Raw genomic sequence first — 26,925 nt, forward strand, 5'->3', positions numbered from 1 at the left:
ATATTATGCTTAAATCTGTCGACTTACGGGATTACATGCTCGCCGACGCCGTCACCTTGAAGGAAGATGACAACGTGCTGGACGCCATTGCTGTGATTATTGACAACAAACTGTCCGGCGTCTGTGTGGTCGATGATGACCACAAACTGGTCGGCATCATATCCGAGATGGATTGTCTTCGGGCCGTGTTGAGCGCCACCTACAATGAAAGCGGCATCGGCAAGGTCAAGGACTGTATGACCCGTGACAATATCGCCGTCGCCCGCCCCGATGAAGATATCGTGGATATTGCCCAGGATATGCTGCGCACCGCCCATCGGCGCCGCCCGGTAGTTGAGAATGGCAAGTTAATCGGCCAGATAACCTGCCGGCAGTTGTTGAGCGCGGTCAGGAAATTTAACGTCTGAGTTTCTGCCCGGCTGCTAAGCATCCAGCCCAAAAGCCCCCCTGAATTCGGGGATGTTTTTCTGCTGAAGGACGAAAACGCCCTCGATCACCACCCGGAATGCTGCCACTAATGACCGGTGGCTCTACACCATTGCAGGTCACCCTATACCATCGAGATGCCAGCGCTGGTGTTAACCGCACCAGTATTGCAGGCGAGCCATCAAGTAACAATCGGGTAACTAACCCCATCCCCCGCCGGCATGACAGCCGGCCTTTTATTTTTATTAAGCACCCTACTGCGAGCTACTATGAATTACCTACCCTGTGAAATCACTGAGACCAAACCCAACCCCGATGCCGCGATCATTTGGCTGCACGGCCTGGGCGCCAGCGGCCATGATTTCGTGCCCATTGTCCCCGAGCTGCAACTGCCCGACGACATGGCAATCCGCTTTGTATTTCCTCACGCACCTTCGCTACCGGTCACCATCAACGGCGGCATGGTGATGCCGGCCTGGTACGACATCCTGTCGATGGAGATGGGCCGTAAAATTGACACCGCACAAATTATGGCGTCAGCACAAGCGGTGATCGACCTGGTGGAGCGAGAGATCGCCAAGGGTATCCCCAGCGAGCGCATCTTGCTGGCCGGGTTCTCCCAGGGCGGCGCCGTGGTATACCAGGCCGCTCTCAGCTATGCGCGACCATTGGCAGGATTGATGGCCATGTCCAGCTATTTCGCCACCCATGAAACCCTGGTGCCGGCGACCGCAAATGCACAGATACCCATCCACATTTTTCACGGCAGCTATGACCCGATGGTGCCGGAGAGCATGGCACAGCAGGCCTTGCAAGCGCTGCAAAAACTGGGACACGAGCCGCTGTATAAAACCTACCCCATGGCCCATGAGGTTCACCCCCAGGAAATTGCCGACATCTCAGCCTGGTTGCAGCAGCGTTTAGCTTGAATATACGGGGCGCGCCAGCGATTGCTGGCTGGCGCCTGGCAGATAAACCTCAAGCGCCGGTCGGCTAACGCTCCTGCCGGATGGCACTTTCGTGCCAGCGGCGCAAGGCCAGGTGGGACAGCCCCGAGAGCAGGAAGAAAATCACCACCCCGGCGGCGGATAACAACAGCAGCGCGGCAAACATGCGCGGTATATTAAGCCGGTAGCCGGATTCAGCAATGCGATAGGCCAACCCCGAACCGGCCCCGGCGGAACCGGCGGCGATCTCCGCCACCACCGCACCGATCAGCGACAGGCCGCCGGCGATGCGCAGGCCGGCCAGTATCTGCGGCAGCGCCGCCGGCAGCTTCAGGTTCCACAGCACCTGCCAGCGCGAGGCCTTGTAGAGATCGAACAGGGCGATAAGGTTGTGGTCCACTGAATTCAAACCGAGGGTGGTATTGGCCAGCACCGGGAAGAACGCTACGATCCAGGCGCAGGCCAATACCGCCATGGGCTGCGGCAGATAGATCAACAGCAGCGGCGCCACCGCCACGATCGGCGTCACCTGCAAGATAACCGCGTAGGGATAGAAGGAGTATTCAATCAGACGCCATTGATTAAAGGCAATGGCCAGCGCGATACCGCCGACAGCGGCCAGCAAGAACCCCTGCACCGTGATGGCCAGGGTCACCAGCAGCGACTGCCACAGCAACTCGGCGTCGGCGACCAGGGTGGCCAGCACCAGGCCCGGTCCGGGCAACACATACGCGGGAATCGCAAAGCCGCGCACCGCCAAATCCCAGGCCACCAGCACCAGGGCCAGCACCAGCAGCGGCAATCCGATGCGCAGAACCCGAGCCTTCACAATTCGCCCCCCGCCGTCGCCTGGGTAAGCGCCGCGCTGACGGTGCGACAGTAGCCGGCGTATTCTGCCGAGGTGCGAAAGTGCTCGTCGCGGGGATAGGGTGCCGGAATGGCAATATCGGCAAATACCCGCCCCGGTCGCGGTGTCATGACCACGATACGCTGGGACAGAAACACCGATTCAAATACGGAGTGAGTGACAAAGATCACCGTGCGGCGCAGCTCCTGCCAGAGGCTCAACATATCGTTATTGAGCTTGAACCGGGTGATTTCGTCCAGCGCCGCAAACGGCTCATCCATCAGTAACAATTGCGGCTCGGTCACCAGCGCCCGGGCGATGGAGGCACGCATGCGCATACCCCCGGACAACTCCCGCGGGTAGCTGTCGGCAAATTCCGCCAACCCTACCCGCTCCAATGCCCGGTTCACAGCGCCAGTTATGTGGGCCTGGTCAATATGGGCCAACTTCAACGGCAACCGTACATTGGCCGCTACATTGGCCCAGGGCATCAGGGTAGGCTCCTGGAAGACAAAGCTGATTTTGTTTGGGCTCGGGTTAGAGTTTGAGCTTGAATTTGAGTCTGCAATTGAGTGGATGCCGCCTGCTGGCGCGGCATCGGCGCACCACTCGACAGTGCCACTGGAAGCGCTGCTCAAGCCGGCGATAATGCGCAACGCGGTAGATTTGCCGCAGCCGGACGGGCCCAGCAGGGAGACAAACTCACCGGGGTTAACGTCAAAGTCAAACCCGTCCAGTGCCACCGTGCCGCTGTCGAAGGTCTTGTTAACACTGCGCAGGGATACCACTGCCCTGCCCTGGCCTTGCCCACTCATTTTGCGGGCGTGTCTGTGGTTAGCGGTATCTCTGACGTAAGCGACGGAACTTTTGTTAACGGCGCAACGGGTGTTAACGGCGCATCGAGTGTTGGCGGCATTTCCTGCTGCGGCCGCAATTCGACGCCGACACCCTTGTTCACGAATTGCAGGGTGTAGGCGCGGCGGTAATCGAGATCTGCCTTGACCACCCCCGCGCGCACCATCTTGTCAAAAAAGCTCTGCATATTGGCATCGGTCATGGCACCGATTCCGAGAGTCACCGCATCGCCGGAATCGACAATGCCATAGTGTTTCATGCGGGCGATGGAATAGTTGAGCAGCTGGTCGGTCATCTCCGGGTTTTGCTGTTTGATCAGCTCGTTGCCCGGCCGGCTGTCGCCGTACAGGTAGTGATACCAGCCGATGGCCGAGGCATCGACGAACCGCTGCACCAGGTCCGGTCGCCGCTCCACCAGCTCACGGCGGGTTTCGATCAGGGTGGAATAGGCGTTGAAGCCGTGGTCTGCCAGCAGGAACACCCGGGGTTTGAAGCCGGCGAACTGTTCGATGGCAAAGGGCTCGGAGGTAGCGTAACCCTGCATCGCCGAATTCTTATCCGCCAGGAACGGCTGCGGGTTAAAGGTGTAGGGCTTCACCCTGGACTCGTTAAAGCCGAACTCGGCCTTCAGCCACAGAAAATGACTGGCCATGCCCTCCTTGGAGATAAACAGGGTGCGCCGCTTTAGCTGGTCAAAGGTGTGCACATCCGGGTGGGCAATCAGCACCTGCGGATCTTTCTGGAAGCTCGCCGCCACCGCCACAGTGGGAATACCCTGGGCCACCGCATCGAAGGATTGCAGGCTATTGGCGCTCATAAAGAAGTCGAGCTTGCCCACCGGCAGCAGGATACGATTGTTGACCAGCGGACCGCCCGGGACGATGGTGACATCGAGCCCGAACTTGCGGTAGGTGCCATCGGCCAGGGCCTGGTAGAAGCCGCCGTGCTCAGCCTGCGCCACCCAGTTGGTGCCGAAGCGGACCTTTTCCAGGGGCGGATTGTCCAGGGGCCGATTGTCCAGCTTGTCCCGTGGCGAAGTCTGGCCCAGGGCCTGGACCGCGCCCAGCGCCGCCAGCAAACCCAGTACAATCAGGGAAATTCGCATTGTTGTCTCTGCATGTCGTTGCCAGCAGGATCGGATAAGCGCTGGCGTAAAGGTTTTCTAACCGATTCCGGGGACCCGTACAAACAATCCCGCAGCGCAGAATAGAAGCCTTTTTCACGAACTTCAACCGCTCGCACTACGCTTTACGCGCTGGCCATCACGACGGTTTAGTCATTGGTGCCAGTTCGCGCATGACTGGCGGCATGCAAATTACTCACGGTTGGCAAAACACTGACTGGATGCGAATCATAGATAGGCCGGCGTTCAGGGTTGCGGCTTGCCGTCTTCCTGCACCACCAGCAGGGTGAAATCGTCCTGCAGACTTCCTCCAGGTTGAAGCGCCGCGCAGCGTATGCCCTCGATCATCGCCTCGGGATCGCTCGTTTCGAGGGCGTATTCCCAAACCTGGTTCCAGCCGGCGAACTTCCAGGCTCCGTCGGTCATGGTCAGTATCGTCCAGGGCGGCGGCAAGGCAAATTTGAAAGTGAAAGCCTGGGCCTGGCCGGAGCCGAGCGGAGGGTTTTTCATCTGCCCCTCGGTCAACACGCGGACATCGCGGCGGGTGACGGCCAGCAGTGCGCTGTCGCCGCAGGCTACCCCGCACAACCGGCCCCGCATAATCGCAAACGCCACCAGGGTGGTAAATCCCGCATCGGCGTCGGCGCGCAGTGCCCGATCGGTTTGCGCCAGTAAACGTTTCCAGCTGCGGGCCCACAACAGGGTCCCGGGCCAGCATTTACTCGCCGCTTGCACGATTGCCTGGCAAGCCTGGTGGGCCGCGGCTTTACCGCCGGGTTGCCCCCCCTGCCCGTCGGCCACCGCCGCCAGTAGCAGGCGCGGATCCCTGGGATGGCGCAGCACCACCATAGCGTCCTGGTTTTCACCGTAGCCGGGTTGGGTATCGCTGGCGATATGCAGCATGATGACTACCGGCAGATCAACACAGGTTGATTGCTTGCTTGCAGTATCGGCTCCACTGCGCTGCCCACGGTGATATAAATGGGGGCATTGAGGCCATAAGCCCCCATCAGGATCAGGTTGCTGCGTCGCTCCTTGGCTGTACCGAGAATGGCTTTGACAAGTTTCCGTTTGCTTTTGATATAGTCGGCCTCGATGCGGTGAGACTCGAGATAATTTCGCGCCCGTTGCTGGGTTTTGGCAGCTGACACATGGTCGTCGTTGACCGTCAACACCGTCAGCTCGACACCCCAGCGATTGGCCATATAAGCGCCAATATACAGCGCTTCCTTGGCCAAGTCGCTACCGTCGTATGCCAGCAGCACCCGATCGAGAGGTGAGCCAACCGGTGGCACCACCAGCACAGGTCGCGGGCAGTTGCGCAACAGGTTGCGAACGCCCTCGCCGAATTTCTTTTCCTCCAGTGAACACTTGAGACAGACAACGGTCAGGTCGGTATAGCGGGCACGCCGGCAAATCCGGTTAATGCGCTCACCGGAATCGATCGCCAGGCGGCCGGACAAGTCCAACGCTCGACAGCGCTCGCTGAATACACTTTGCAGCTCGGCAATCCGCGGCTCCCGCCGTTCGCTCTCTTTGCTGACCACATGCAGACCGTGCAGTCTGGCTCCGCCTTCCCGCCGGGCGATGAGCGAAGCCTGGTCGAAACTGTTCCAGCCATTGTCGCGACCGTTGATCGCCACCAGGATATCGCCGAACAGACGGTCCGGGGTGTCCACCGCTTGCTGCTCACTTGTTGCACGGGGCGCGAAGAGCGCTCGGGCCCGTTCGCTGGTCGGCCGATAGCTGTCCGAGCGCGGCCGGATATCACCGGCAGCGGTGTCGGTACTGATCTCCCAGCCGAGGGTATGCTCGAGTTCCGCCTGGTGCTGGGAGATATAGAGATAGAGATCGGTTTCCGTACGCTTGGTAAAATCCTGCAGCAGCGCGCGCCTGCGGATGATATCGATCACCGGCCAATAAACGCAGTCGTACCAGTGCGTCACCGCCTCTTCATAGGCTATCTCCCGGTTCTCATCAATGCCCATAAAGTAGCGGTGCACCTCGATATGCTCGAGCAATACCGGGCAGGCGCCCGGGGCGGTCACTGACAGGTCGGCGCCGGGACGCAGTTCGTCGATTCGCGTCTGCTCGAGGAATTCGACGTATTCAGCCTTGAGGATCAACTGATCGAGGGAGACATCCGGGCTCAGGGGTACCTTGGTGCGCACGCTGGTGACATAGGCCTGGATATAACTGAAGTTCATTTCCCGGGCTACCGACACGCGGTGATTACCGTCCTTGACGAAATAGACCTCGCCAATTTGATAGACCTCGATGGGCGGCACCCCCGTGAGACCGGTCATCGCCATTTTCACCCGCGCCCAGCGCTCCGAGCGGATACCGCCGCGGGGCAGAAAACTGCGGTTAAAATCTTTATAGCGGCCGACGCTGCCGACAATGGAATTGATCGGGATATCCTTGAGTTCCCGCAGTGAGTCTTCCTGCCCTCGGAGCTTGCGATGCACGTCCTCATAGGACAACAGGTCGGCGGACTCGCCTTTAAGCTGGGAAACCACTTCCTGCAGCGCCGCGCGCCGGCGGGCGCGGCGAAAGTCCTCGAGTGCTCCTGCAGGGTTGCTCCTGAACTCGAATGACATCGGTCAATTCTCCTGCATGCCCGGGGGCGGTCGCTGCGCGGGTTACGCTCCGGACATTTGCGGCTGCGGTACCGTCCAGAGTATTAAAGCCCCATCACCCAGTCAAACCCGGAGCTGTAATTTTACTGTGTGGTTCTTGCCCACTTTACCCGACCGATATAGCCCGCCACAGAGCTCGACGACGGTTAGAGCGCAAGGCTCAACGTTTCAAGGACCACGCTCTTCGATGTAAATCTGTCGCAGGATGTCGCGCCACTGCAAGTACTGTTGCTCAACAGATCCGGTCAGGCCGTAGACACGGCTATTTAACGCCAGGATTGCCGGTGCGATCTCGCCGGTAAAGCCGGATGCCAGCTCGGTCCACTCCTGTTCGAAAATCTTGCTGGCGTTATAGCGATCGTAGCGGTTGCTGATTAAGGCAAATCCTCCCGCCCTGTTAGACACACTTTTTCCGAGCCGCTCTTCGGCCAGAGTCACTAACATTTGCTCCCGTGAATATAACCGCCAAAGATCGTAGACCGGCCGTGTTTCCAGGTGCATGGCGGCGTAGTATTCGTCTACCGTGTCGATAAATAAATGATGCCGGTGGCGCATGCGGGCAACCCGATCGAGCATGGGATCGTCCGCGGCCAACAGCCGCACGACGCGGGTGGTACCGTCCGGATTACTGGCGACAAGCGGCGCAAACGTTTCCGGTGACAGATCAATCGCATAGAGAAGTTCGGATACACGCTTGATATTGCGCAACTGCGAAGCGGCCATTGCATTTTTGACCGCCAGCAAGTCGTTGGCTATTTGGTTGTACAGATTTTGAAAGGGATCCTCTTGCTCCGGGTTATGGTCCAACTGCAGCGATGTCGGTGCCTCTGCCTCGTCGGCATTGACATCGGTGTAGTCTTTATTCAGCCACTCCTTGCCGGTACTGTCGTGGGCCCGGATATTGAGCTGCAAGGAAAGGCCATCGGATTGCACAATGGTGCCTGTAACTTGCAAGTCTATGGATGGATCTTGCCGCGGCAATACCCTGACGGCACCCCATTGATTCGACTGCACCAGGCTGTTGCGCAATACCGTGGGTAGATACTGGCTTTCAATTTCCAGGATTTCAGCAAAGATCCATTCGCCGATACCGGTCGCTTTGGTCTTATCGGCGGAGACAGTAAAGACCTGTACGCCAACGTCCAGCAGCAAATCAGGGTCGACTGCCTGCTCTGCTTTTATAAGCTCGACCACCCCCAACGGATCGAGCAACGGCCCGGCACTTTTAGTCTGAGTTTGGGTGCACGATAGCAGCAGCAACACCACGCTCGCGACTGCGGCATTAACAGTCCAGCGGCGTACAGATTTACAAGGGGCGCTGCTTTTCAAAGTGATCATCAACTGTCTGGTGCCTGTCGGCGTTGCCTGCAGACCTTGCCCCGACTCAGGGTCTGGGTACAGCTAAAGCGGCTATCGTCGGGGGCTTCAAAATAATTAAAATACTGCACAAGCTCAAACGACAGGCTCTTGCTGTAGGACACATTGGTCAGCTGATGGATCGACTGGCCATCCGGTGAAATCTCAAAGCGGTGATAGATATCTATCCGGCCCGGCAGGCTAATGATGAACAGCAGCTGGTGCTCATTCAAGCTGCAGACCTCGGAGCCGAATTCGTTATAGGAGGTTCTATGGGGGGCATCGCCGCTTTCGCAAACAAGGTCGGGCTTGCCTTCACGTTTGATGCGAACCTGCTTGTCGTTTTGGGTAATGACCAGCTCACTGCTGCGACTAATCGACTCGGCAAATCGCGCCAGGTCGATGATATTGGTACCGCTGCCGCCCTGGTTGAGGCTAATCACCCCCGGTCCCAGCCGTTGATCACTACTGGAACGACTGCGACGCTCCGCCTCAGCGCGCATTTTGGATATCTGCAGGTTCAGGTTTTGCTCCCAGTTATCGCTGCGCTGAAAGTCTTTTTGCCAGGAGCCGGAAAACGTCGGCTTAGCGTAATCGAAATCAGCATTGGCTTGTGTTTCAAAGCCAACCAAACTCTCACCAACAGGCGCGGACTGGGCCGGCAAGGCGGCCACAAGGACTGTTAGCGTCGAGGCTAGCGCGACTTTGCAATAATTGAGTACAGCCAGCATTAACGCCCCTTCTTGGCAAAATCTATGATCGGCAAGCGGACCCAGACTATAACTGCTCGCGGTTAGGTTACACCACCAGTTACCGTAAAAAGGCTAATCGCTCCTACATTGACTACAAATCACCTGCAACTATCCATCACCCCCCCAAAATCCGGAAACCTGTATAAACCCGTGCATTTATCCCACTTGCACAGCTCCTCATTGCCACGTATATTCGTATTTTCGAATATACAATGGAGACCATCATGCACCCCTGGCTCGGTAGCCTGTTCGGCGGAATTCTTATCGGCGCGGCGGCAGTACTGCTGATGGCGGGCTTGGGCCGCATCGCCGGCATCAGCGGTATTGCCGGTGGCCTGATCCGGCCCGGCGTAACCGATCGCATCTGGCGCCTGGCCTTTGTACTGGGCCTTGTATTGGCGCCACTACTGCTCGGACTGCTGCGCGGCGACACCGGCATCGGCGCGGTGCAGGTGGCGCTACCGTGGATGGCGCTGGCCGGCCTGCTGGTCGGTATCGGCACTGGCGTCGGCAGCGGTTGCACCAGCGGCCATGGTGTCTGCGGTATCGCCCGGCTGTCGCCGCGTTCGCTGCTGGCCACCGCGGTATTTATGGCCAGCGGAATCGCCACGGTCTACGTGGTACGTCATTTGCTCGGAGGCCTGGCATGAAAATTCTGGTGGCGTTACTGTCCGGCCTGTTGTTCGGCCTGGGGCTCAGTCTCGGCGGCATGACCGACCCGGCGGTGGTACTGGCCTTCCTCGACCTCTTCGGTGCATGGGACCCGCGCCTGGCGTTTGTCATGCTCGGCGCCGTGCTGACCACGGCCGTCGGTTACCGGCTGGTGCTGCGGCGCCCCCGGCCGCTGCTGGAGGACAGCTTCCAGCTGCCTAAAGCTCGCCATTTTGATATTCGCCTGATCGCTGGTGCCGCCCTGTTCGGTATCGGCTGGGGCATTGCCGGTTATTGTCCGGGCCCGGCGCTGGCGTCACTCAGTGGCGGAGCCACATCACTGCTGGTACTGGTCGCCAGCATGGTCGCCGGTTGGTGGCTCGCCGCGCGCCTGCCTTCGAACAACCGCTAACAGGCTAACACCGATGGGGTTTGATAAAACTATTGGTGCAGCAGGGGTTGCAGGCTGATTTCCAATACTTATTGGACTCGCTGCGCGAATCAACGTAGTTTCTGAGATTGAATGCGGTCAGCGCGATAAAAATTGCCAGGGATCAGGCCTGGACTCATATCTGCCGTAATCATTTTTGTAATCCAGCTAAAGCTTTATTTACGTTTTTTCTGATCCGGTACGGCTGCAACAGCCGGTATTTCCCGGCATCGGGCTCGCTGGCACCGTATAACTTGCGCAGAAAACCCTGAACAATAAAACCTGCACCCATAAAAACCGGACAAGGAGTTTCCCATGGACAACGCCCGAAATCCTGCACTATTCGTATTCTTACTCGCTCTCTCCCTGGTGTGGCCAATTGCAGCAATGGCCGACAAGCCTTTCCCATGGCAGCAACCTCTTCCTGAGTACGAGGTCTGGGCCTCCGATCAATCCAACTCCGTTGGCGATATCGCTGCTGCTGGTACCAAAGGCAGCTATCTGTGGATCTGGAGATCCGGGGACATCGAGCGGCAGTTGGCCGGTGGCGATGACGCCCGACCTATCGGCTGCGACCGTAACCGCGGCAAAAAAAGCGCGGCCAGCGCTGGCCCCTGTGACCTGCTGGATGTGTTTCCACAAACACTCTATGAAGTGGACGCCGATGCAGAGCCTACCGGCAACCGGCTCGCCGATTTGCCCGGCTTTGGGCGCTTGCACGGTATGTTACCCGACCCTCAAAATCGCTACGTCAACGTCAATATCTTTGCCCCGGGCGGTGGCTATATCGGCGTCATCGACACGCGCAAAAAAGAGGCCATCGCCTTGTTTCGGGTAACCGGCACCAATGTCGGCGGTGGCAGTGACGTGCGCTCTGTGCATATGTCGTTCTGGAACAGCGATGGCTCGGCAATTCTGGTCGCCAACCTCAATGGCAAGCTGCTGGAACGTATAGATGTCAAACGCAATGGCAGTGGCAAGATAAAGCAGCTGTATTTCAACCAGAGCGCATCACTGGGTGTTGGCAAAGGTATGGCGGTTACCGCTGCGGCCACCGTATTTCACGGCAAAAATGCCCACGGCCGCAAAATGCTCGGTGAAGTTGTAGGTAGTTACCAGGACACCGCCTTAGATGACCTCACCCCCAACGGCCTCTGCAAGGAAAACGGCTGTCTGACTGGCCCCAATGCGGATCTCGGGGGCAGGCCCAACAATGTGATTATTTGCCCCATTATCTCCAGTAGCGACAAGGCCTACATCACCATGGGCGGCGGCGGGCTGCTGGTGGCTGATACCCAAGCCACACCCATGACCATTGTCGGTGAATACGGCAACCAGGTAGTCAATGGCGCCGGCTGCGGTGGTGTCGAGGTGGACGGTCAAATGTGGCTCAATGCCGGTGTTTCGGCGTCGGGTGCGGGTGCCAATCAATCCACCTTTACCCTGTACAGGCTGGATGACATGGAGTTTTCAACAGTCGCCAACCTGCCCGACACACCCGCGCCGACACTGATTTTCAAGGACGCCGGCAACACCGCCACCATCGGCAATGTGGAGGGCATTATCGATGCCGATAACAGCGGTCAATTACCTGGAACTACTACGCGCCGTGATGCCCACGGGATGGCATCAACCCTGGATGGCGAGTATATCCACACAGTCGACCGTATCCAGAATGTGGTGGAAGTGTTCCACAGCGGCCATTTGGCCCGCAGCAGTTACGACCTGACGTCCGCCGACGGGCTGGGCAACGGCGTAGGCGGCTGTGCCGCTAAATCAGTTGCCGATGATGCCGGTTTGCCGGGCAACGATCCTGCGCCTGACCTGCTGGAGAGAACGCCGGACGGCAAGTACCTGATGATCGCATTGCGCGGCCCGGCGCCGGTGTCGGTCACCCACGCAGCGCAGGGGTCCTGCCCAGGGGTGGGGATTGTTGAGTTAACCAGCGACGGCGCCTCCGGTCACCTGGTTGGCGTTTTGCGCACGAGCAACAGCGTCGATACCAGCACTGTCAATGCGCCTGGTGGCCATGCATACAGCGGTGCGGAGCGAAGTGATGTTCACGGTGCCACCGTAGTCTGCACTCGGCACTGTGGCAAATAACATCGGAGATACAAATAAAACCGGTATCAATGGGACGGGAGCGGGCAGATTCCTGGTGTGGTAACACGAGCTTCATCACGGCACCGCTTTCCGTCGCAACGATTGCATTATTTAAATTGGCAAAATCAAATTAACCAATCAGTTTATCGAACGTCAAAAGCTCGTCCTGATGGTAGCCGATCAGGACGGGCTTTTCCTCGATAGATAAATGCACTTGATACGCCAGTGGCTCAGGGTGGTTATTCGAATACCTAACTACTTGTCGTTGTAATCTTTAGCTTAATGCACTTCGCTCCCTTGCGATGCCCTTAGCAGCAGTTCACTTGATTCTTCAACAAATAGGTTAGCCGCCTGCCTCTGAATTGACAAAAATATAAAGACTGGGTTACCTTGCTACGAGCACGCAAAATTGCTCAGCAATCATTCAAACAACAATTCAAATAACCATTCAAAAAAGTACCGACATTGCATCGATTCAAATAGCGTGGACTGCTGCCCGATTTCGATTCCAGTAATTGCTTGCGCTTGTGTCGGGTCGTTATCACAACAACTATAATAAGAGAATCAGAAATGGCAGGCGCGACTACAGAGACAGAAGATATCAATATCATCCGCGAGGTGATCGATCACGGGCCGGTAGTTCCCACGCAGATCCTGGTTGTCGTTATCGCTCTGCTACTGAATATGCTGGATGGCTTTGACGTGACCGCTATGGCGTTTACGGCACACAGTATCGGCGAGCAACTTGGTATCAGCCCTGACCAGTTGGGTATCGTCTTCAGTGTGGCGCTGGCGGGTATGATGATCGGCGCTATGTTTATCGCGCCCATCTCCGACGTCATTGGGCGCCGCAATATGATACTGATCTGTGTCACGGCGATCGGCACCAGCATGTATGTCACTGGCTACGCGGTATCCCTCTGGCAACTGGTGGTCCTGCGCTTGATAACCGGGCTCGGGGTCGGGGGAATGCTGGCCAGCCTGGCCGCCATTACCGCGGAGTATACACCCGAAAAGTATCGCAGCCTGGCCGTGGTCTCGGTCACCGCGGGCTATCCATTGGGCGCGATGCTGGGTGGATTTATCGCCGCACCACTCATTCCTGCATTTGGCTGGGAAAGCGTTTTTTTTGCCGGTGGCGCAGCCACGCTGGCCATGGTGATTGCGGTGTACTTTTTAATGCCGGAATCATTGCAGTATTTAGCGACCAAGCAGCCTGCCAATGCGCTGCACAATTTCAACGCGGTATTAAAGCGGCTTGGCCGCACACCCATAGCAGCCCTGCCAGCTATTGATCCCCGCAAACATGGGGACAAAGCCAATGTATTGAGCCTGCTAACCGAAGCCCGGCGCGGGAAAACCATTAACCTCTGGCTGACCTTTTTCTTTTGTTTTATCTGCCTCTACTTCCTGATGAGCTGGATTCCCAAGCTGGTGGTGAATGCGGGCCTATCCGAAACCCAGGGCGTCTACGCTGCGGTTGCCTTTAATGGGGGGGCCGTGGTTGGTATTGTCTGCCTTGGCTATATGGCAACTCGCATCGGCCTGTCTGCGCTGATCGGTACTTTTCTTTCAACCTCTGCGCTGGGCATGATTATTTTCGCCTTTGCCGATGGCGTTGACAACCTGATCCTCTACCTGCTGGTGATCGGTTTCCTGCTCCAGGGCGGTTTTACTGGCCTCTACGCGGTGGCCGCGAAAATATACCCCACGGAACTGCGCAGCACCGGCGTTGGCTGGGCCATCGGCCTGGGTCGTTTCGGTGCCGTCGTAGGGCCTTACATAGGTGGCATCATGATTGCCTCCGATGTCTCCATGGAAATAAACTTCGTGGTTTTTGCGGTGCCGTTGTTTATCGCTGGATGCCTGGCGTATCGACTCAGGGTTAGATAAGGTACTCATGGACATACCTTACATCGGTTTCAATCACAATAAGTCCAACCAGGCGGAGCTGGAAATCATTTCCCTGCAATCCCTCTACCAGGCCAAGGGTTTCTGCTCAATTAACTGGCTGTGAATAAACGCGGCATTATTGACCAGAATACCCAGCCTGCCCTGCTCCTCTTGCACCTGCTGAAACAGCGCGGCGGTCTGGGCGTCGTCGCTATGGTCACACACCACCGCGATACCCTTGCCGCCAGCGCAATCGATTTCGGCTGCAGCCCCATGTACTGTACCCGGCAATGGTGTCCCGTCCCAGCCCCGGGCTTCACCCTCGCGCGTGCTGCGCCCGGTGATATACACCGTCATGCCCCTGGCGGCCAATCCCAGGGCAATACCTCTTCCGGCGCCGCGACTGGCGCCGGTAACAATGGCGATTTCCGGGGTAACACCGGCTCCAGCTTGACTCACGGTTGGCTCTCCTCATTTTTGCGCTTGTCCGCACAAACAGTTTCCGCTGTCCACTGGCGGTGGCAATCGTAAATAATGCGGCCGCGCTCACCGTGATGAGCATCAACCATGCGCTCAATAGAATTCGAGGGGGCCATGCTTCGGGCGGGTTGTGCTTGCAGTTTCTCCAGCGCCATGGGGTAGTCGGCCCAGTCCAGGGGCGCCCGCCAGCCGGGCGGCGGTGCGAGCCGGGCGCGAGTACCGTTAATGGGGTGCAGAGCTCGCCAGCGCTGAATGCGATCGGACAATTGCGCTACCAGCTGCGGGTATTCTGCCGCGAGGTTGTGTTCTTCGTTGGGGTCATCCTGGATGCGGAACAGGTGGTTGGTTACCCTGGTGCTCAATTGATTTTGTTCGACCTCCTGCACCAGCTTCCACTCGTCGTTAAACGCTGTCAGATTGAAATGCCCATAGATCGGTATTTCGGAGGCAAAAAACACATAGTCCGTGCGCGGCATTTTTTGGCCGGCGGCAATGGCCGGCCAGAGACTCCTGCCATCCAGCGGACGGCGATTATCGGTGTCGATACCCGCCGCTTGCGCCAGCGTCGGAAACACATCCATTACCGTCATGAGCTGCTGCAAGTTGCCGCCTGGGGCCAGCCTGGCCGGCCAACGCAGCAGCGATACCACGCGGATACCACCCTCAAACGTTTCACCTTTACCGCCCCTGAGGGGCGCATTATCCGCGCCGCCGTAGGCGTAAGCCGCACCGCCGTTATCGCTGAAAAAGAGCACTATGGTATTGTCCGCTATGCCTTCCCGGTCCAGCGTGTCCAGTACCCGGCCAATGGCCTGGTCCATACCATCCACCACCGCGGCGTACATCGGCCGACTGCTGCCCCGCCCCATCTCTTTGGCCAGGCGACGACTGCGGTCCGTCTGTGGTGAACGGGCCGGTGCCAAATCGGTATTGATGTCCTTGTACTTGTCCTGCAATTCTTGCGGCGCATCCAGCGGGGTGTGCGGGGCGATAAAAGGCAGGTAGACAAAAAACGGTTTCTGCTTGTCGCGCTGGCGTATATAGCGCGTCACCTCATCGGCCAATAAAAACGTTTCGTAGCCCTCGGCCGTTGCCGCTATAGAAACCCCGTTCTGCTGAAAGTCTTTGCCTCCGGCCAGAGAGAAAGGTGGGTAAAACCCCACCTCGGTGTGCAAGTGACCGTAAAAATGTTCGAAACCACGCTGATTGGGGTGATAAGTCATCTGCGCGTGTCCCAGGTGCCACTTGCCCACCATGGCGGTCTGGTAACCTGCAGCGCGAAACGATTCCGGCATAAAATGCTCATCCGGGTGCACACCGTTGTTGTCCCACGGCAGGATCACGCCGTAGGCGACCCCCAGGCGCATGGGGTCGCGTCCGGTCATCAGTGCCGCCCGCGTCGGCGAACAGATAGGAGTAGTGTAAAAGCGATTAAGCTGCATGCCTTCCCTTGCCAGCCGATCCAACGACGGGGTCTCAATATCACCACCGTGGAAGCCGACATCATTCCAGCCCAGATCGTCGGCGACCATGACGATAATGTTGGGCCTGTCCGTGGCCGCCAGCCCCCAGCAAGGACAACAGATCAGCAACAGGGCCAGGGTTTTCTGTAAGCTAGACATTCGGTAATTCCCATCAACAGAGATTGAAAAAAATATTGGCCATCCTGGACCCCGGACGGAGCCCCACGGCGGCGCTAATGCCAGGCAACCTCCCCTTAATCCGGAAGTTTTTGCGCTACATGACTATCCCGCCGTTTTCGGCAACTGTAAGTTGTTGAAAATGTGAGGGAATCGAAAATTACATTTTTGGTTTCCGTACGATGATTAATTCAGGAATGAATTAACCAGAGCTTCCCTAAGGCATAATGCCGCTCACAGCGGCTCGCAAAATCCGCTGCGCCGCTGCCTCGCCAACCAGTCGCGACTCGCGACAACTTATCAGCCAGTTGCTGTCGAATTTATGCAGCTGCCAGTGATTGACGGCTACTCGCAACAATTTAAAATCATCGCCCTGGCGTTGATAGAGCCGGGAATAACCAGTCACCACCGCGTCACCACCCTTGATATCGACGTGTAACGGGCCGACGGTATGGGCACAGTTGGGAAGTAACGATTGGTGCAGATCCGAATCCAGCATCGCGGCAATGGCATCCCTGCCCTTTAGCACCAGGTCAGTGCCATCAACTGCGCTTTGAGCCGTCTCTGTGTCGTCTCTGCCAGCGCGCGGCGAACTGACGATATAGCGCGCATCCGCCGTATGCAGGGCAACGGCGGCGGCGGTATCACCACAGTCCACCGCCATGCCATACAACGCCACCAGGTTGCGCACCGCCAATTCATCGACATTGCGCTGCAGGCGCTGCTCCTGGCTCAATTGCGAATCGATCATGGCAATTTAGAAGTGAATGCCTTTCATCAGTGTGGCCATAGCGACCTGCTCACTGGTGGTCTCCAGGGCCTCGGGCTTGGTATCGCCAGGCTTGCCTTGAGTGGGCACTGAATCCGGGAACATGCGATAAGTGGCGTTGTTGAAGATTTCCAGAAATTTCGGGAATACCGCGCCGGCAAAGGACATAAAGACACCCATACCGGTCGCCACCCGATGACGTTTATTGATGATGGCATCAACCACCAGGTCAATAGCTTCATCCACTTCCAATGCCGGAGCGTACTCGTAAATTTTTGTCGGTGCGATCATCTCGGTGCGCACCAGCGGCATATTGATATTGGTAAAATGTATGTTCTTATCGGAAAATTCCGAGGCCGCACAGCGGGAGAAACCCTCCAGCGCTGACTTGGAGGCAACGTAGGCCGAAAAGCGAGGCGGGTTAGACAACACGCCCAGAGAGGAGATATTGATAACATGGCCGCGGCGCTGCTCGGTCATACCGGGCAGGACGCGCAGTATAAGGCGCAGGGCACCAAAATAATTCAATTGCATGGTGCGTTCGAAATCGTGAAAACGATCGTAGGCAAGATCGACCGAGCGGCGAATGGATCGACCGGCATTATTGATCAGGATATCCACGTGGCCCAGGTCTTTTTCCACCTGCGCAACCAGGGAATCACAGGATTCCAGGTCGGACACGTCGCAACAGTAGCTGTAAGCCTTACCGCCAGCGGCCTCGATTTCCTCGCGCACCACTTGCAGTTTGTCCTCGCTGCGTGCGGTCAGTACCACCCTGGCACCCGCGGCGGCCAGGCGAATCGCCGTCGCTTTGCCAATCCCTGCGGAAGCACCGGTAATCAGAACCAATCGATCGGCCACCTGGCCCTCCAGGGTCCGGTCAATAAACAGGTCCGGATCCAGGTTGCGCTCCCAGTAATCCCACACCTGGGGCGCGTAGCTCGCCAGCTTGGGTACGCTGATGCCGGAGCCTTCCAGCAGTTGACGGGTTTTCTTGTTGTCGTAGCGGGTTTCATACTTCATGAAAACGGTGGCCGATTCCGGCATCCCGAAGCGCTCGAGCAGTGTCGCCCGCAAACGTTTCACCGGCGGCAGCTTGGCCAGTATGTCTTTCAATATCGACGGCACGAAATTGAAGATTTTTGGGTCGAACCGCAGGGTAAACTTCGGCGCATGGGCGGCTTCGGCAAAGATATTCATCATTTGGCCGACGGAATAATGGTCGTTGTCGGTGATATGGAAGCAACCACCGTCCTGGCCGTCCAGGTGCGAGAGGTGATCTATGGCCTTAACCACGAAATCCACCGGCACCAGGTTGTTGAGACCAGTTTCCATGCCCACCAGGGGTATCCACTTGGGAAACACATCACGAATCTTTTGAATGACCTTGAAGGAGTAGTAGGGCCCATCGATCTTGTCGATCTCACCGGTGCGGGAGTGACCAATTACCGCCCCTGGGCGGTATATGCGGTAGGGAACACTGCACTTCTCGCGGACAATCTTTTCCGAGTCGTGCTTGGTGCGGAAATAAGGGTGCGAGAGATTTTCGGCTTCTTCAAACATGTCTTCGCGGAAGGTGCCCTTGAACAAACCACTGACCGCCACTGAACTGATATGATGAAAACATTTGACATCAAGTACCTTGGCAGCCTGCACGGCATTGAGGGTACCATTGACGTTCGCCATGACTTGCGAGGCTTCATCGGCCGCCATATCGTAGACTGCGGCAAAGTGATAAAAGTGCTCGACATGGGCGCTCAACTGCTCCAACTGCTCCGCACTTAAACCGAGGTTTGGCAAGGTAATGTCGCCCTTGACAGCAACAACTCTCTCCCAGGCTGAGGCGGGCAAACGCTGCTTCAGGGCCTCCAGCTTGTGCTCGGAGCCCTCGCGTACCAGCAGATGGATCTTGCCTGGACGAGCCACCAATTGCTCAACGAAAAAACCGCCGATAAATCCAGTGGCGCCGGTAACAAAGTAGCTCATAGTGAAGCCTCGCAGTTAGAGTTTGCTAGTTAGGCCTTCAGTATAAGGATTCATTTTCGCTGCGTATGTGACGGGACCGGACCAACCTGATGTGCAAAAACCGTCACTCGTCGCGGCTATGGGCAATAACAAGCTACCGGCTGCGGCAACCAGGAACTGAATTCGACTCAATATTCAGGCACTAACGACCAAACGGCGTGTGGTCCATCCAGTCCGTCAGTCGGCTGCGCGCATTGAATTGCATAAATTGCGCGGCGGGCAGCGCCGCGCGCCAAATACCGGTGATCTGGTCGCTGTTGCTGATACCGGTGACACACCAGCTGGCGAAATGCTCACAATTGTTGAACAGCAAATTAAAATTTTTCTCGCCGAGACGGCTTTTCGCCCTGGTAATCACCGCCGCACTGGAGTGATCAATATCCGCAACCGCCAGACCGCGAACCCCATCCCAGAATTTATTCAGTTCTACGCTGGCCGTCTGCAGCGGATCGCGTTTGCGCCCGGTCTCACTTTCCAGGGTTGCAAAGAAACGACTGTAGTCACGCACCATAATTTCATCGCCGCGGGCAAATTCGTCACGACTGATCTGGCTGATATGGCGGCGCGTACGCCAGTCTGGCGCACCAAAGTGAATTATCTGTCCATCACCACAATCAATACCGTGGTGGCTGTAGATACCGCCATAGCGATTTACATAAACGTGATCACCCTGGGCCATAGCCTGCCTCATTCCTCAGTTGCCGCTGTCGCGACTGTTTCCGACCCCTGATTAGTAATGTGCTCACCCTGCTGCGTCAACCCCTATTCAGCGTAAATCGCCCGTTTACCAATGGCTGCGAAGCTGGTTAGAATCAGGACAGGACTAAATTTTAATCAAAAATTGGCTGGTATAGTTATGCAACCCTTCAGAATCTGGGAATGTTCAGTATGTGGCTGGACCTACGACGAGTCCAAAGGCTGGCCCGACGACGACATTGCGCCGGGCACCCGCTGGGAGGATATTCCCGAGGACTGGATGTGCCCGGAGTGCGGCGTTAGCAAGTCCGACTTTGAGATGGTCGAGGTTGGTGTGGCCGCAGAAAAAATCGAAGTGGCTGTACCCAAAGAGCAGCCAGCGATAGCCAGCGACAGCCAGCAGCAGGATTACCAGGTCTGGGAGTGCCTGGTGTGCGGCTGGAGTTACGACGAGGCAAAGGGGTGGCCGCAGGACGGTATCGCCCCCGGTACCCGCTGGGAGAATATTCCCGACGACTGGATGTGCCCGGAGTGCGGTGTCAGCAAAAGCGATTTTGAAATGGTCAGCGTCAGCCGCAGCTCTGTGGCGGACGCAACCGCGCAAACAGCAAGCGCCGCAGAAGCCGCTGTTACCCCGGAAGCAACTGTCACCCCGGCAGCGAGCACCACTATCGCAGCCACCGCTGTGGATTACAGCAAGCCGCCGCTGGTCATTATCGGCACCGGCCTGGCCGGTTACAACCTGGCCCGGGAGTTCCGTCGCCTGGACCAGACCACCCCACTGCTGCTGATCACCAGTGACGATGGCAGCTACTATTCAAAACCACTGGTCTCCACCGGTTATCACAAGGCCAAACGCGCTGACCAACTGGCCAACGCCAGTGCCGAAGAAATGGCGGCACAACTGCAGGCCGAGATCCGCATATTCAGCACTGTGACCGCCATCGATACCGAGCAGCGCCGCCTGCAGCTGGGTGACCAGACCCTGGAATACGGCAAACTGGTGCTGGCCAGTGGCGGCCGCTGCATCGAAGCACCGCTGGAGGGCAACGCCCGCAATTGCGTCCACTCCATCAACGATTTGCTCGATTACGCCAAATTTCGTACTGCCATGGTGGGCAAGAAAAAAGTCCTGATTATCGGTGCTGGCCTGATCGGCGCCGAGTACACCAACGACCTGATCCAGTCCGGCTTCGAGGTGGATGCGGTAGACCCGCTGGACTCCGTGCTCGGCACCCTGCTGCCCACCAGCGCCTCGGAGTCGGTAAAAAATGCCCTCCAGGCTCGCGGTGCCAGGTTTCATATGGGCACAGTGGTAAAACGGCTCGATCGGCACGGCAATGGCCTGCGGGCCCAACTGGGCAATGGGGAGGTCATCGATGCCGATATCGCCCTGTCCGCCATTGGCGTGCGGCCCAACCTGGCGCTGGCAGAGAGTGCCGGCCTGGTCACCAATCGTGGCATTGTCACCGACCGCTATCTGCAGACCAGCGCTGAGAATGTGTTCGCCCTGGGTGATGCCGCCGAGGTGGACGGCCATGTCTTGCTGTACGTAGCGCCGTTAATGGAATGCGCACGCAAATTGGCGCGCACCTTGAGCGGGACTCCGGCAGCGGTACACTACAAGGTCATGCCGGTGGCGGTAAAAACCACGCTGTTTCCAGTGGTCGTGTCGCCACCGCCGAAACAGGCACCAGGCAACTGGGAGATTGAAGCCAACAGCAGCAGTGGCGTCAAGGCGCTGTTCCGCAACCCGGCGGGTGAGCTGCTGGGCTTTGCCCTGACGGGAGATTGCATTTCCGCCAGGGAGACACTGGCATCCCAGGTGCAACCGATAATGCTGGATTGATCAGCGGGGATTTAAAGGCCGTAATTCCGCCGTACCGAGGTGCGGCAAGCTGCGGTGCCGCGCCGCCGGCTGGCCGGCAAACCAGGTCTGCAGGATCTGCAGCAGATCGCCATGGGCAACCAGGATAATGGTTTGGCCGCTGCACTGCTGTTCGATTTGCGCCAGCAACTGCAACGCCCGCTGACGCACCTGGTTGACACTTTCCACGCCAAAGGTCTTGTGGTCAGCATTATCTGCATCCAGTGCCCATACCCGGGCATAGTTGCTGTCCGCAGCCCCGTCCAGCTCGCCAAAATCACGCTCGCGCAACAACTCCGTATACTGCACCGGTCGCTGCAGCTGCCAGTATTCTGCCAGTAATTCTGCGGTCTGCCGGGCGCGCAGAAAATCGGAACTGTGGACCTGCACCTGCTGTCGCGGCAGCCGCGCAGCTGCCGCACTGGCTTGCACCTGCCGGCGCCCCTCCTCGCTCAAACCGAAGGCCGCAACGCCACGAGCGGGCTTGCTGACGATAACGCCGGCGGTATTGGCCTCGCTCTGCCCATGGCGCAGCGCGCAGTAATGATTGCCAAGACCGGATCTGAATGTCGATTCCATAAGCGTGGTATTGATTCCCAAAATAATGCATCTGAGGGATGCTAACGGTGAATGTAAAGCCTACCATTGACGGCTCATAGCGGCTGCAAGACAGAAATTTATGTTGGTATATGCGCATCGCGGTGGTGCTGGCGAAGCCCCCGAAAACACACTCGCAGCCTGTCAGCAGGCAATTGCCAGGGGAGTGCGCCATGTGGAACTGGACCTGCGGCTGTCGCGGGATGAACAACTGGTTGTGATCCACGACGACAAAGTAAATCGCACCACCTTCAACAAAGGCAAGGTCCACCAGTTCAGTGTCGAGGAATTGGCGAACATGGATGCGAGACGCTCTGCCCCGCCCTGGCCGCCGTCATCGACGGCTGTCATTCACAGCCTGGATTTGCTTATCGAAGCCACTCCCGAAATTATGCAATACAATCTCGACGTGAAATCGGGCCAGAAGCAACACATGCTGCGCATCGCTGAACTGCTGGCGACCCGCTTCCCTACTGCGGCACTGGCCGAGTCCATTGTGGTCACCTCTTCCAGCGAGGTATTGCACCAAGCCCTGCGCCAGCAGGCGCCCCATATCCGCCGCGGCTACATTTCCATTCGCCCCAATCCATTTCCAATGCTGCTCAAACATGAGTGCAGTGTACTCTCCGCGACTTGGCGCACCCTGAATATAATGACCGTCCGCCATGCCCATGCACAGGGCATTGAAGTCGTGGCCTGGACGGTCAACGACCCGCTGGCCATCAACACCTTGTACCGCCTCAAGGTCGACGGCATTATCACCGATTACCCGTCGATGGCGCTGCCGCTGGTGGGTAAACTTATGGGCGCGAACCAGCCCGTTTAACCGGCCACCGAATCAGGAACCGGAAAAACTGGAATCACGCTTTTCCACAAAGGCATTGCGCGCCTCCTGGGAATCTTCTTCAGTATAAGCCTGCAGGGTGAATCCCTGCTCCCAGCGGTACTTGTCCTCCAGGTTGCCATCTTCTATACCGGTGAGCGCTTCCTTTGCCAGTTGAATCATCGGTGAACTCTTGGCAGCGATTTTAGCAGCAATGTCCATGGCGCAAGCGCGCAACTGGTCCAGCTCTACCACCTGCTCTACTGCGCCAAGCCGATAGGCTTCGGCGGCATCAATAAACTCACCGGTAAAATACATATAGCGCACCTTCTGCACCGGGAACATACGCTGCAAGTGCGCACCTCCGCCCATTGCACCGCGGTCAACTTCCGGCACCCCAAAACGGGCACAGTGGGAGGCGACAATAATATCGGCGGCCCCTGAAATACCAATGCCGCCGCCGAGTACGAAACCGTGCAAGGCCACGATTACGGGTTTGGGATTGCGGTGTATAGCGGCAAAGGTATCGTAATTCCCCTTGTTGACGGCCACAATCTTGCCACTGTCCGCCGCCAGCTCCTTGATATCGACACCGGCGCAAAAACCCTTGCCTTCAGCGCGAATAACAATAACCCGGACACTGTCATTGCGCCCCAGGTCGGTGAGATGCTGGGCAATCGCCGCCCATTCAGTGCTGCTGAAAGCATTCACCGGTGGTTTGTTGAACACGACTTCCGCAATGCCCTGGTCGATACTTGAATCAAAAGCCACAATATCTACTCCTCTCTAGCGCTCATATTCAGAACGGATAGTTTTAGTTTTTTTGCAGTGCCGCCAGGCGCTCGATGGTATCCTCGGCCTCGCACATAATATCGTTAATCAGATCGGCCACCGCCGGCAGGTCATCGATGACCCCGGCCACTTGGCCGCTGGGCAGGATGCCATTCTGCGGGTGCCCCTTGACCATCGCCTCCTGGATCAGCATCGGGGCATTGGCGGCCATCAGGGTCTGGCCGAAGCCCAGCCGGTTGCTTTGCTTCATGCGCCAGGCCGAGGTCAACATGGAAAACAGCGAGGCGCCGGTTAGTTTGGTGAACGCCAAGCCGTTGCGAATCGCCAGCAGCAACATGCCCACTTTGGACTTGTGCTCCAGCGTTTGCAGGCATTCATTGTTGATCATGCGCTGGGGCAGCCCATCCAGCTTGGTGCTGACAATGATCTCTTCCGCCCTGGCACCCACATAGCGGGCTTTGGTGAGCTGCGGTACCGGCGATTCCCGCGTCATCAGGAAGCGCGTACCCATGGCGATGCCAGCGGCGCCACAGGCCAGTGCAGCCACCAGGCCGCGACCATCCTTGTAACCACCGGCTGCCACCACCGGCACGTCCAGTGCACTGATCACTTGTGGCAGCAAGATACTGCTCGCCACCTTGCCGGTGTGTCCGCCCCCTTCACAACCCTGTACCACTACGGCGTCCGCCCCCATAGCCACCGCCTTGACCGCGTGTTGCAACGCACCGACGGTGGGAATACACACTACTCCGGCCGCCTTCAGGCGCGCAATCATGTCCGGTGCTGGCGAGCGGCTGTAGCTGACGGCCCTGACCCCGTGGCGAATGCAAATATCGACAATCTCGCTGGCGCCCGGGGTATACATATGAAAATTGACACCAAAAGGTTGATCCGTTTTGGCCTTGATCTGCTCTATTCCCGCCTCGACTTCCGCCGGGGTCATGACTGCGCCCGCCAGAAAGCCAAAACCACCCGCCTCGCAGGTAGCGCTGACCAATGCCGGATCGGCCACCCAGCCCATCGCAGTCTGGATAATCGGGTAGCGACATCCAAGCAACTCAGTCAGTGAAGTTTGCATATTTTGCTCCTGTGGCAGCTGCGGGCACTGAATCTGTCCCGCGATATCCGTATTGCGGCCTGCATGTCTTGCATGCACCGCGAAGTTTCAGCCCGCAAGCGGCTAATTGCCTTAATATGCCACTTATCCTTGCGGCCCTCATCGTCCGCCAGGACTATGCACAGCGCTGCCCGCAACGCCGCACTGGCAGCCACTCAAACTGCGCGAACTGGCTGGCTCCGTACGCATCTATAATGCATTCGGCCTATGCCCCAAGCCCCATTCACGCCCGCCCTTTATTTACTTGATTTTTCTTTTCCAAGATACTGGTAGCAGCATCAGCGACTGAAATCGCGTCTTAAATATAATTGCAAAGGGTACATTGGCAGCTTATGAGCTCATTTAAAACAGCGTACGAAAAAGCCGTTTCCACTCTTACCAGCGAGCCTGGCTCAGCGTTCGAAATTGCAACCCAATCCATCGATGGTGTGGACTACAAAACACTGGTTAACGCACCCGCGAATATAGTTGACCTGTTTGCCCCGGCACGAGAATTTGGCGAGCGGGAGTTCCTGGTTTATCAGGACGAGCGCTGGACGTTCGATGATTTTTTTCAGCAGGCTGACCAGCTGGCCTACCAGTTGGTGCACCAGTACAAGATTGAGAAAGGCGCGCGGGTCGCCATCGCCATGCGCAACTATCCCGAGTGGATGACGGCGTTTGTGGCCATTATTTCAGTTGGCGCGATAGTCGTGCCATTCAACAGTTGGGGCCGAGCCGCGGAGTTGCAATACAGCTTGCAGGATACCGAGACGGAATTGGTCATTTGCGACCAGCAGCGCTACGAACTGATCGACTTTAGTGTCAGCCCCGTCAAGGCCATCGTGGTGCGAGGCGAGGACAAGCCGTTGGCACAGGGCTGCATCAGCCTGACAAAGCTGCTGGCCGAGGTGCCACCTTTGCAGCAGCGCCAGGCGCTACCCGAAGTCATCATCGCGCCTGAAGACACAGCCATAATTATGTATACGTCTGGCACCTCCGGCAAACCCAAGGGTGCAGTAATTACCCACCGCGCTTGTTCACAGGCCATCGTCAATCTGGAGTTGACCGGGGCGGTTACCTACATGACCAACCAGGAAGCCATCACCAAGCATATGCAGGGCGGTTGGAGCGCCAAAAACTTGCTCGCCGTGCCCCTGTTTCATATCAGCGGCCTCTACTCCCAGTTTCTATTCAACCTGCGCGGCGGGCGCGGGCTGGTGTTGATGTACAAATGGGATCCGCAGCAAGCCTGTAAGCTTATCGAACAGGAAAGAATCACCAACGTGCTGGCCGCTCCGACGATGCTGCTGGACATGATGCAGCGCGATGAATTCAAGCGCATCGATAAATCCAGCATCATCAATGTCACCGGTGGTGGTGCCGCCTCACCAGAGCGATTGTCAGAGTTGCGCAACGAGCTGCTACCCGATGCTATCGCCGGTGCGGGCTATGGCATGACCGAATCCGGGGGTATCGGCTGCGCCTTCGCCGGCGCAGTGGCGCGGGCCAAGCCCACCGCCTGTGGCTTTGTCCACCCGGTTGCCGAACTGCGCTTTTGCGATGAAGATGGTGTCGACGTCGCAGCTGGCAGCCGCGGGGAAATATGGTTGAAAAGCCCCACTAACGCCCAGGGCTACTGGAATCTTCCCGAAACCACCAGCACAGAATTTAATAACGGCTGGTTCAAGACCGGTGACATTGGCTACCTCGATGAAGACGACTGCTTGCACATTTGTGACCGGGTCAAGGATATGGTCATCCGCGGCGGTGAAAACATCTACCCAATCGAGATTGAAAACTGCATTCTCTCCATGCCCGGCGTGCAGGCGGTTACCGCCTTTGCCGTGCCCAGCGAAGCAATGGGCGAGGAACTGGCGGTGGTGGTGCGCCCCAACGGCCCGAGCGATCTGGACAATTGCAACCCGCAGGCCGTAAAAGACTTTTGCGCGGCGCGCCTGGCGGGTTTCAAGGTACCCAGCTTCGTCAAATTCACCAACGAGCCATTTCCGGTCAATGCCACTAATAAAGTATTGAAAAAGCAAGTGCGGGAGGCCTTTTTCCCCGGCAGTTGAAATTGTCAGAAAACTGCCGTACCAAAAAACAGCTAACCCTTAA

The 26,925-nt window shown here is 57.5% G+C and carries 24 protein-coding genes; 9 read left to right on the top strand and 15 right to left on the bottom strand.

Annotated features, from left to right (window positions below; translation table 11 throughout):
* Positions 1-5 precede the first annotated feature (5 nt).
* Both G8764_RS03590 and G8764_RS03595 read left to right on the top strand, forming a co-directional pair.
* Positions 6-407: a CBS domain-containing protein gene (locus tag G8764_RS03590; protein ID WP_166161921.1), complete on the top strand. Its 402-nt coding sequence runs from the start codon at positions 6-8 to the stop codon at positions 405-407.
* Positions 408-695: 288 nt separating this feature from the next.
* Complete coding sequence (locus G8764_RS03595; RefSeq protein WP_166161923.1) at positions 696-1,355, top strand: alpha/beta hydrolase; 660 nt, start codon at positions 696-698, stop codon at positions 1,353-1,355.
* 64 nt (positions 1,356-1,419) lie between these two features.
* Here the strand turns inward: G8764_RS03595 and G8764_RS03600 are convergent, their stop codons facing one another.
* The 7 genes from G8764_RS03600 to G8764_RS03630 form a co-directional block, all read right to left on the bottom strand.
* The gene (locus G8764_RS03600) at positions 1,420-2,202 is read right to left on the bottom strand and encodes an ABC transporter permease subunit (RefSeq protein WP_207951647.1); all 783 of its coding nucleotides are present in this window, start codon (positions 2,200-2,202) and stop codon (positions 1,420-1,422) included.
* Positions 2,199-3,035 (bottom strand): ABC transporter ATP-binding protein, encoded by an 837-nt coding sequence (locus G8764_RS03605; protein WP_166161925.1) that lies wholly within the window; start codon positions 3,033-3,035, stop codon positions 2,199-2,201. Before G8764_RS03605 ends, G8764_RS03600 begins: the two co-directional genes overlap by 4 nt.
* The gene (locus tag G8764_RS03610; protein WP_166161927.1) at positions 3,032-4,180 is read right to left on the bottom strand and encodes an ABC transporter substrate-binding protein; all 1,149 of its coding nucleotides are present in this window, start codon (positions 4,178-4,180) and stop codon (positions 3,032-3,034) included. The genes G8764_RS03605 and G8764_RS03610 overlap by 4 nt, the downstream gene beginning before the upstream one ends.
* A 264-nt stretch (positions 4,181-4,444) precedes the next feature.
* Positions 4,445-5,101, bottom strand: coding sequence for a PP2C family protein-serine/threonine phosphatase (locus G8764_RS03615; RefSeq protein ID WP_166161930.1), 657 nt, complete (start codon positions 5,099-5,101; stop codon positions 4,445-4,447).
* 5 nt (positions 5,102-5,106) lie between these two features.
* The gene (locus G8764_RS03620) at positions 5,107-6,798 is read right to left on the bottom strand and encodes a universal stress protein (RefSeq protein ID WP_166161932.1); all 1,692 of its coding nucleotides are present in this window, start codon (positions 6,796-6,798) and stop codon (positions 5,107-5,109) included.
* 207 nt (positions 6,799-7,005) lie between these two features.
* On the bottom strand, positions 7,006-8,175 hold the full coding sequence (locus tag G8764_RS03625; protein WP_166161934.1) for a hypothetical protein: 1,170 nt from the start codon (positions 8,173-8,175) through the stop codon (positions 7,006-7,008).
* On the bottom strand, positions 8,175-8,825 hold the full coding sequence (locus G8764_RS03630) for a hypothetical protein (protein ID WP_166161936.1): 651 nt from the start codon (positions 8,823-8,825) through the stop codon (positions 8,175-8,177). The genes G8764_RS03625 and G8764_RS03630 overlap by 1 nt, the downstream gene beginning before the upstream one ends.
* Positions 8,826-9,169: 344 nt before the next feature.
* Here G8764_RS03630 and G8764_RS03635 point away from each other — a divergent pair, with 344 nt between their 5' ends.
* From G8764_RS03635 to G8764_RS03650, 4 genes are all read left to right on the top strand, one after another.
* Entirely contained in the window at positions 9,170-9,595 is a 426-nt protein-coding gene (locus tag G8764_RS03635; protein ID WP_243748539.1) for a YeeE/YedE family protein, read from the top strand.
* Positions 9,592-10,008 carry a DUF6691 family protein gene (locus G8764_RS03640; RefSeq protein WP_166161940.1) on the top strand — a complete coding sequence of 139 codons (417 nt, stop codon included), beginning with the start codon at positions 9,592-9,594 and terminating at the stop codon, positions 10,006-10,008. Before G8764_RS03635 ends, G8764_RS03640 begins: the two co-directional genes overlap by 4 nt.
* 333 nt (positions 10,009-10,341) lie before the next feature.
* Positions 10,342-12,129, top strand: a complete 1,788-nt coding sequence (locus tag G8764_RS03645) for a hypothetical protein (RefSeq protein WP_166161942.1) — start codon at positions 10,342-10,344, stop codon at positions 12,127-12,129.
* Between the two features lie 570 nt (positions 12,130-12,699).
* Positions 12,700-14,022 (top strand): MFS transporter, encoded by a 1,323-nt coding sequence (locus tag G8764_RS03650; protein WP_166161944.1) that lies wholly within the window; start codon positions 12,700-12,702, stop codon positions 14,020-14,022.
* An 84-nt stretch (positions 14,023-14,106) separates the two neighbouring features.
* Here the strand turns inward: G8764_RS03650 and G8764_RS03660 are convergent, their stop codons facing one another.
* From G8764_RS03660 to G8764_RS03680, 5 genes are all read right to left on the bottom strand, one after another.
* A complete protein-coding gene (locus G8764_RS03660; RefSeq protein ID WP_166161946.1) occupies positions 14,107-14,481 on the bottom strand; it encodes an SDR family NAD(P)-dependent oxidoreductase in 375 nt (124 codons plus the stop codon).
* Positions 14,478-16,124 carry a sulfatase-like hydrolase/transferase gene (locus tag G8764_RS03665; RefSeq protein WP_166161948.1) on the bottom strand — a complete coding sequence of 549 codons (1,647 nt, stop codon included), beginning with the start codon at positions 16,122-16,124 and terminating at the stop codon, positions 14,478-14,480. The genes G8764_RS03660 and G8764_RS03665 overlap by 4 nt, the downstream gene beginning before the upstream one ends.
* Positions 16,125-16,359: 235 nt before the next feature.
* Complete coding sequence (locus tag G8764_RS03670) at positions 16,360-16,893, bottom strand: nuclear transport factor 2 family protein (RefSeq protein ID WP_166161950.1); 534 nt, start codon at positions 16,891-16,893, stop codon at positions 16,360-16,362.
* Positions 16,894-16,899: 6 nt separating this feature from the next.
* A complete protein-coding gene (locus tag G8764_RS03675) occupies positions 16,900-18,897 on the bottom strand; it encodes an SDR family oxidoreductase (RefSeq protein WP_166161952.1) in 1,998 nt (665 codons plus the stop codon).
* A gap of 181 nt (positions 18,898-19,078) precedes the next feature.
* Positions 19,079-19,615 (bottom strand): lecithin retinol acyltransferase family protein, encoded by a 537-nt coding sequence (locus tag G8764_RS03680; protein ID WP_166161954.1) that lies wholly within the window; start codon positions 19,613-19,615, stop codon positions 19,079-19,081.
* A 177-nt stretch (positions 19,616-19,792) separates the two neighbouring features.
* Between G8764_RS03680 and G8764_RS03685 the strand changes: the two genes are divergently transcribed.
* A complete protein-coding gene (locus G8764_RS03685; RefSeq protein ID WP_166161956.1) occupies positions 19,793-21,481 on the top strand; it encodes an FAD-dependent oxidoreductase in 1,689 nt (562 codons plus the stop codon).
* On the opposite strand, the gene G8764_RS03690 is transcribed toward G8764_RS03685, so the two are convergent.
* The gene (locus tag G8764_RS03690; protein WP_166161958.1) at positions 21,482-22,078 is read right to left on the bottom strand and encodes a histidine phosphatase family protein; all 597 of its coding nucleotides are present in this window, start codon (positions 22,076-22,078) and stop codon (positions 21,482-21,484) included.
* Between the two features lie 100 nt (positions 22,079-22,178).
* Between G8764_RS03690 and G8764_RS03695 the strand changes: the two genes are divergently transcribed.
* Positions 22,179-22,922 (top strand): glycerophosphodiester phosphodiesterase, encoded by a 744-nt coding sequence (locus tag G8764_RS03695; protein ID WP_166161960.1) that lies wholly within the window; start codon positions 22,179-22,181, stop codon positions 22,920-22,922.
* 12 nt (positions 22,923-22,934) lie between these two features.
* Here G8764_RS03695 and G8764_RS03700 read toward each other — a convergent pair whose 3' ends face one another.
* Both G8764_RS03700 and G8764_RS03705 read right to left on the bottom strand, forming a co-directional pair.
* Complete coding sequence (locus G8764_RS03700; protein WP_166161962.1) at positions 22,935-23,690, bottom strand: enoyl-CoA hydratase family protein; 756 nt, start codon at positions 23,688-23,690, stop codon at positions 22,935-22,937.
* 43 nt (positions 23,691-23,733) lie between these two features.
* On the bottom strand, positions 23,734-24,789 hold the full coding sequence (locus tag G8764_RS03705) for an NAD(P)H-dependent flavin oxidoreductase (protein WP_166161964.1): 1,056 nt from the start codon (positions 24,787-24,789) through the stop codon (positions 23,734-23,736).
* Positions 24,790-25,160: 371 nt separating this feature from the next.
* On the opposite strand from G8764_RS03705, the gene G8764_RS03710 reads away from it, so the two are divergent.
* Positions 25,161-26,882: a class I adenylate-forming enzyme family protein gene (locus G8764_RS03710; RefSeq protein WP_166161966.1), complete on the top strand. Its 1,722-nt coding sequence runs from the start codon at positions 25,161-25,163 to the stop codon at positions 26,880-26,882.
* Positions 26,883-26,925: the final 43 nt, after the last annotated feature.

Source organism: Pseudomaricurvus alcaniphilus, from assembly GCF_011440395.1.
Classification (GTDB): domain Bacteria; phylum Pseudomonadota; class Gammaproteobacteria; order Pseudomonadales; family Cellvibrionaceae; genus Pseudomaricurvus; species Pseudomaricurvus alcaniphilus.

Excerpts from the sequence above, each read along its gene's own strand:
- G8764_RS03590 (WP_166161921.1), top strand. The coding sequence starts at position 6 with ATGCTTAAATCTGTCGACTTACGGGATTACATGCTCGCCGACGCCGTC.
- G8764_RS03595 (WP_166161923.1), top strand. The coding sequence starts at position 696 with ATGAATTACCTACCCTGTGAAATCACTGAGACCAAACCCAACCCCGAT.
- G8764_RS03605 (WP_166161925.1), bottom strand. The coding sequence starts at position 3,035 with ATGAGTGGGCAAGGCCAGGGCAGGGCAGTGGTATCCCTGCGCAGTGTT.
- G8764_RS03610 (WP_166161927.1), bottom strand. The coding sequence starts at position 4,180 with ATGCGAATTTCCCTGATTGTACTGGGTTTGCTGGCGGCGCTGGGCGCG.
- G8764_RS03615 (WP_166161930.1), bottom strand. The coding sequence starts at position 5,101 with ATGCTGCATATCGCCAGCGATACCCAACCCGGCTACGGTGAAAACCAG.
- G8764_RS03620 (WP_166161932.1), bottom strand. The coding sequence starts at position 6,798 with ATGTCATTCGAGTTCAGGAGCAACCCTGCAGGAGCACTCGAGGACTTT.
- G8764_RS03625 (WP_166161934.1), bottom strand. The coding sequence starts at position 8,175 with ATGATCACTTTGAAAAGCAGCGCCCCTTGTAAATCTGTACGCCGCTGG.
- G8764_RS03635 (WP_243748539.1), top strand. The coding sequence starts at position 9,170 with ATGCACCCCTGGCTCGGTAGCCTGTTCGGCGGAATTCTTATCGGCGCG.
- G8764_RS03640 (WP_166161940.1), top strand. The coding sequence starts at position 9,592 with ATGAAAATTCTGGTGGCGTTACTGTCCGGCCTGTTGTTCGGCCTGGGG.
- G8764_RS03645 (WP_166161942.1), top strand. The coding sequence starts at position 10,342 with ATGGACAACGCCCGAAATCCTGCACTATTCGTATTCTTACTCGCTCTC.
- G8764_RS03650 (WP_166161944.1), top strand. The coding sequence starts at position 12,700 with ATGGCAGGCGCGACTACAGAGACAGAAGATATCAATATCATCCGCGAG.
- G8764_RS03665 (WP_166161948.1), bottom strand. The coding sequence starts at position 16,124 with ATGTCTAGCTTACAGAAAACCCTGGCCCTGTTGCTGATCTGTTGTCCT.
- G8764_RS03670 (WP_166161950.1), bottom strand. The coding sequence starts at position 16,893 with ATGATCGATTCGCAATTGAGCCAGGAGCAGCGCCTGCAGCGCAATGTC.
- G8764_RS03675 (WP_166161952.1), bottom strand. The coding sequence starts at position 18,897 with ATGAGCTACTTTGTTACCGGCGCCACTGGATTTATCGGCGGTTTTTTC.
- G8764_RS03680 (WP_166161954.1), bottom strand. The coding sequence starts at position 19,615 with ATGGCCCAGGGTGATCACGTTTATGTAAATCGCTATGGCGGTATCTAC.
- G8764_RS03685 (WP_166161956.1), top strand. The coding sequence starts at position 19,793 with ATGCAACCCTTCAGAATCTGGGAATGTTCAGTATGTGGCTGGACCTAC.
- G8764_RS03690 (WP_166161958.1), bottom strand. The coding sequence starts at position 22,078 with ATGGAATCGACATTCAGATCCGGTCTTGGCAATCATTACTGCGCGCTG.
- G8764_RS03695 (WP_166161960.1), top strand. The coding sequence starts at position 22,179 with ATGTTGGTATATGCGCATCGCGGTGGTGCTGGCGAAGCCCCCGAAAAC.
- G8764_RS03705 (WP_166161964.1), bottom strand. The coding sequence starts at position 24,789 with ATGCAAACTTCACTGACTGAGTTGCTTGGATGTCGCTACCCGATTATC.
- G8764_RS03710 (WP_166161966.1), top strand. The coding sequence starts at position 25,161 with ATGAGCTCATTTAAAACAGCGTACGAAAAAGCCGTTTCCACTCTTACC.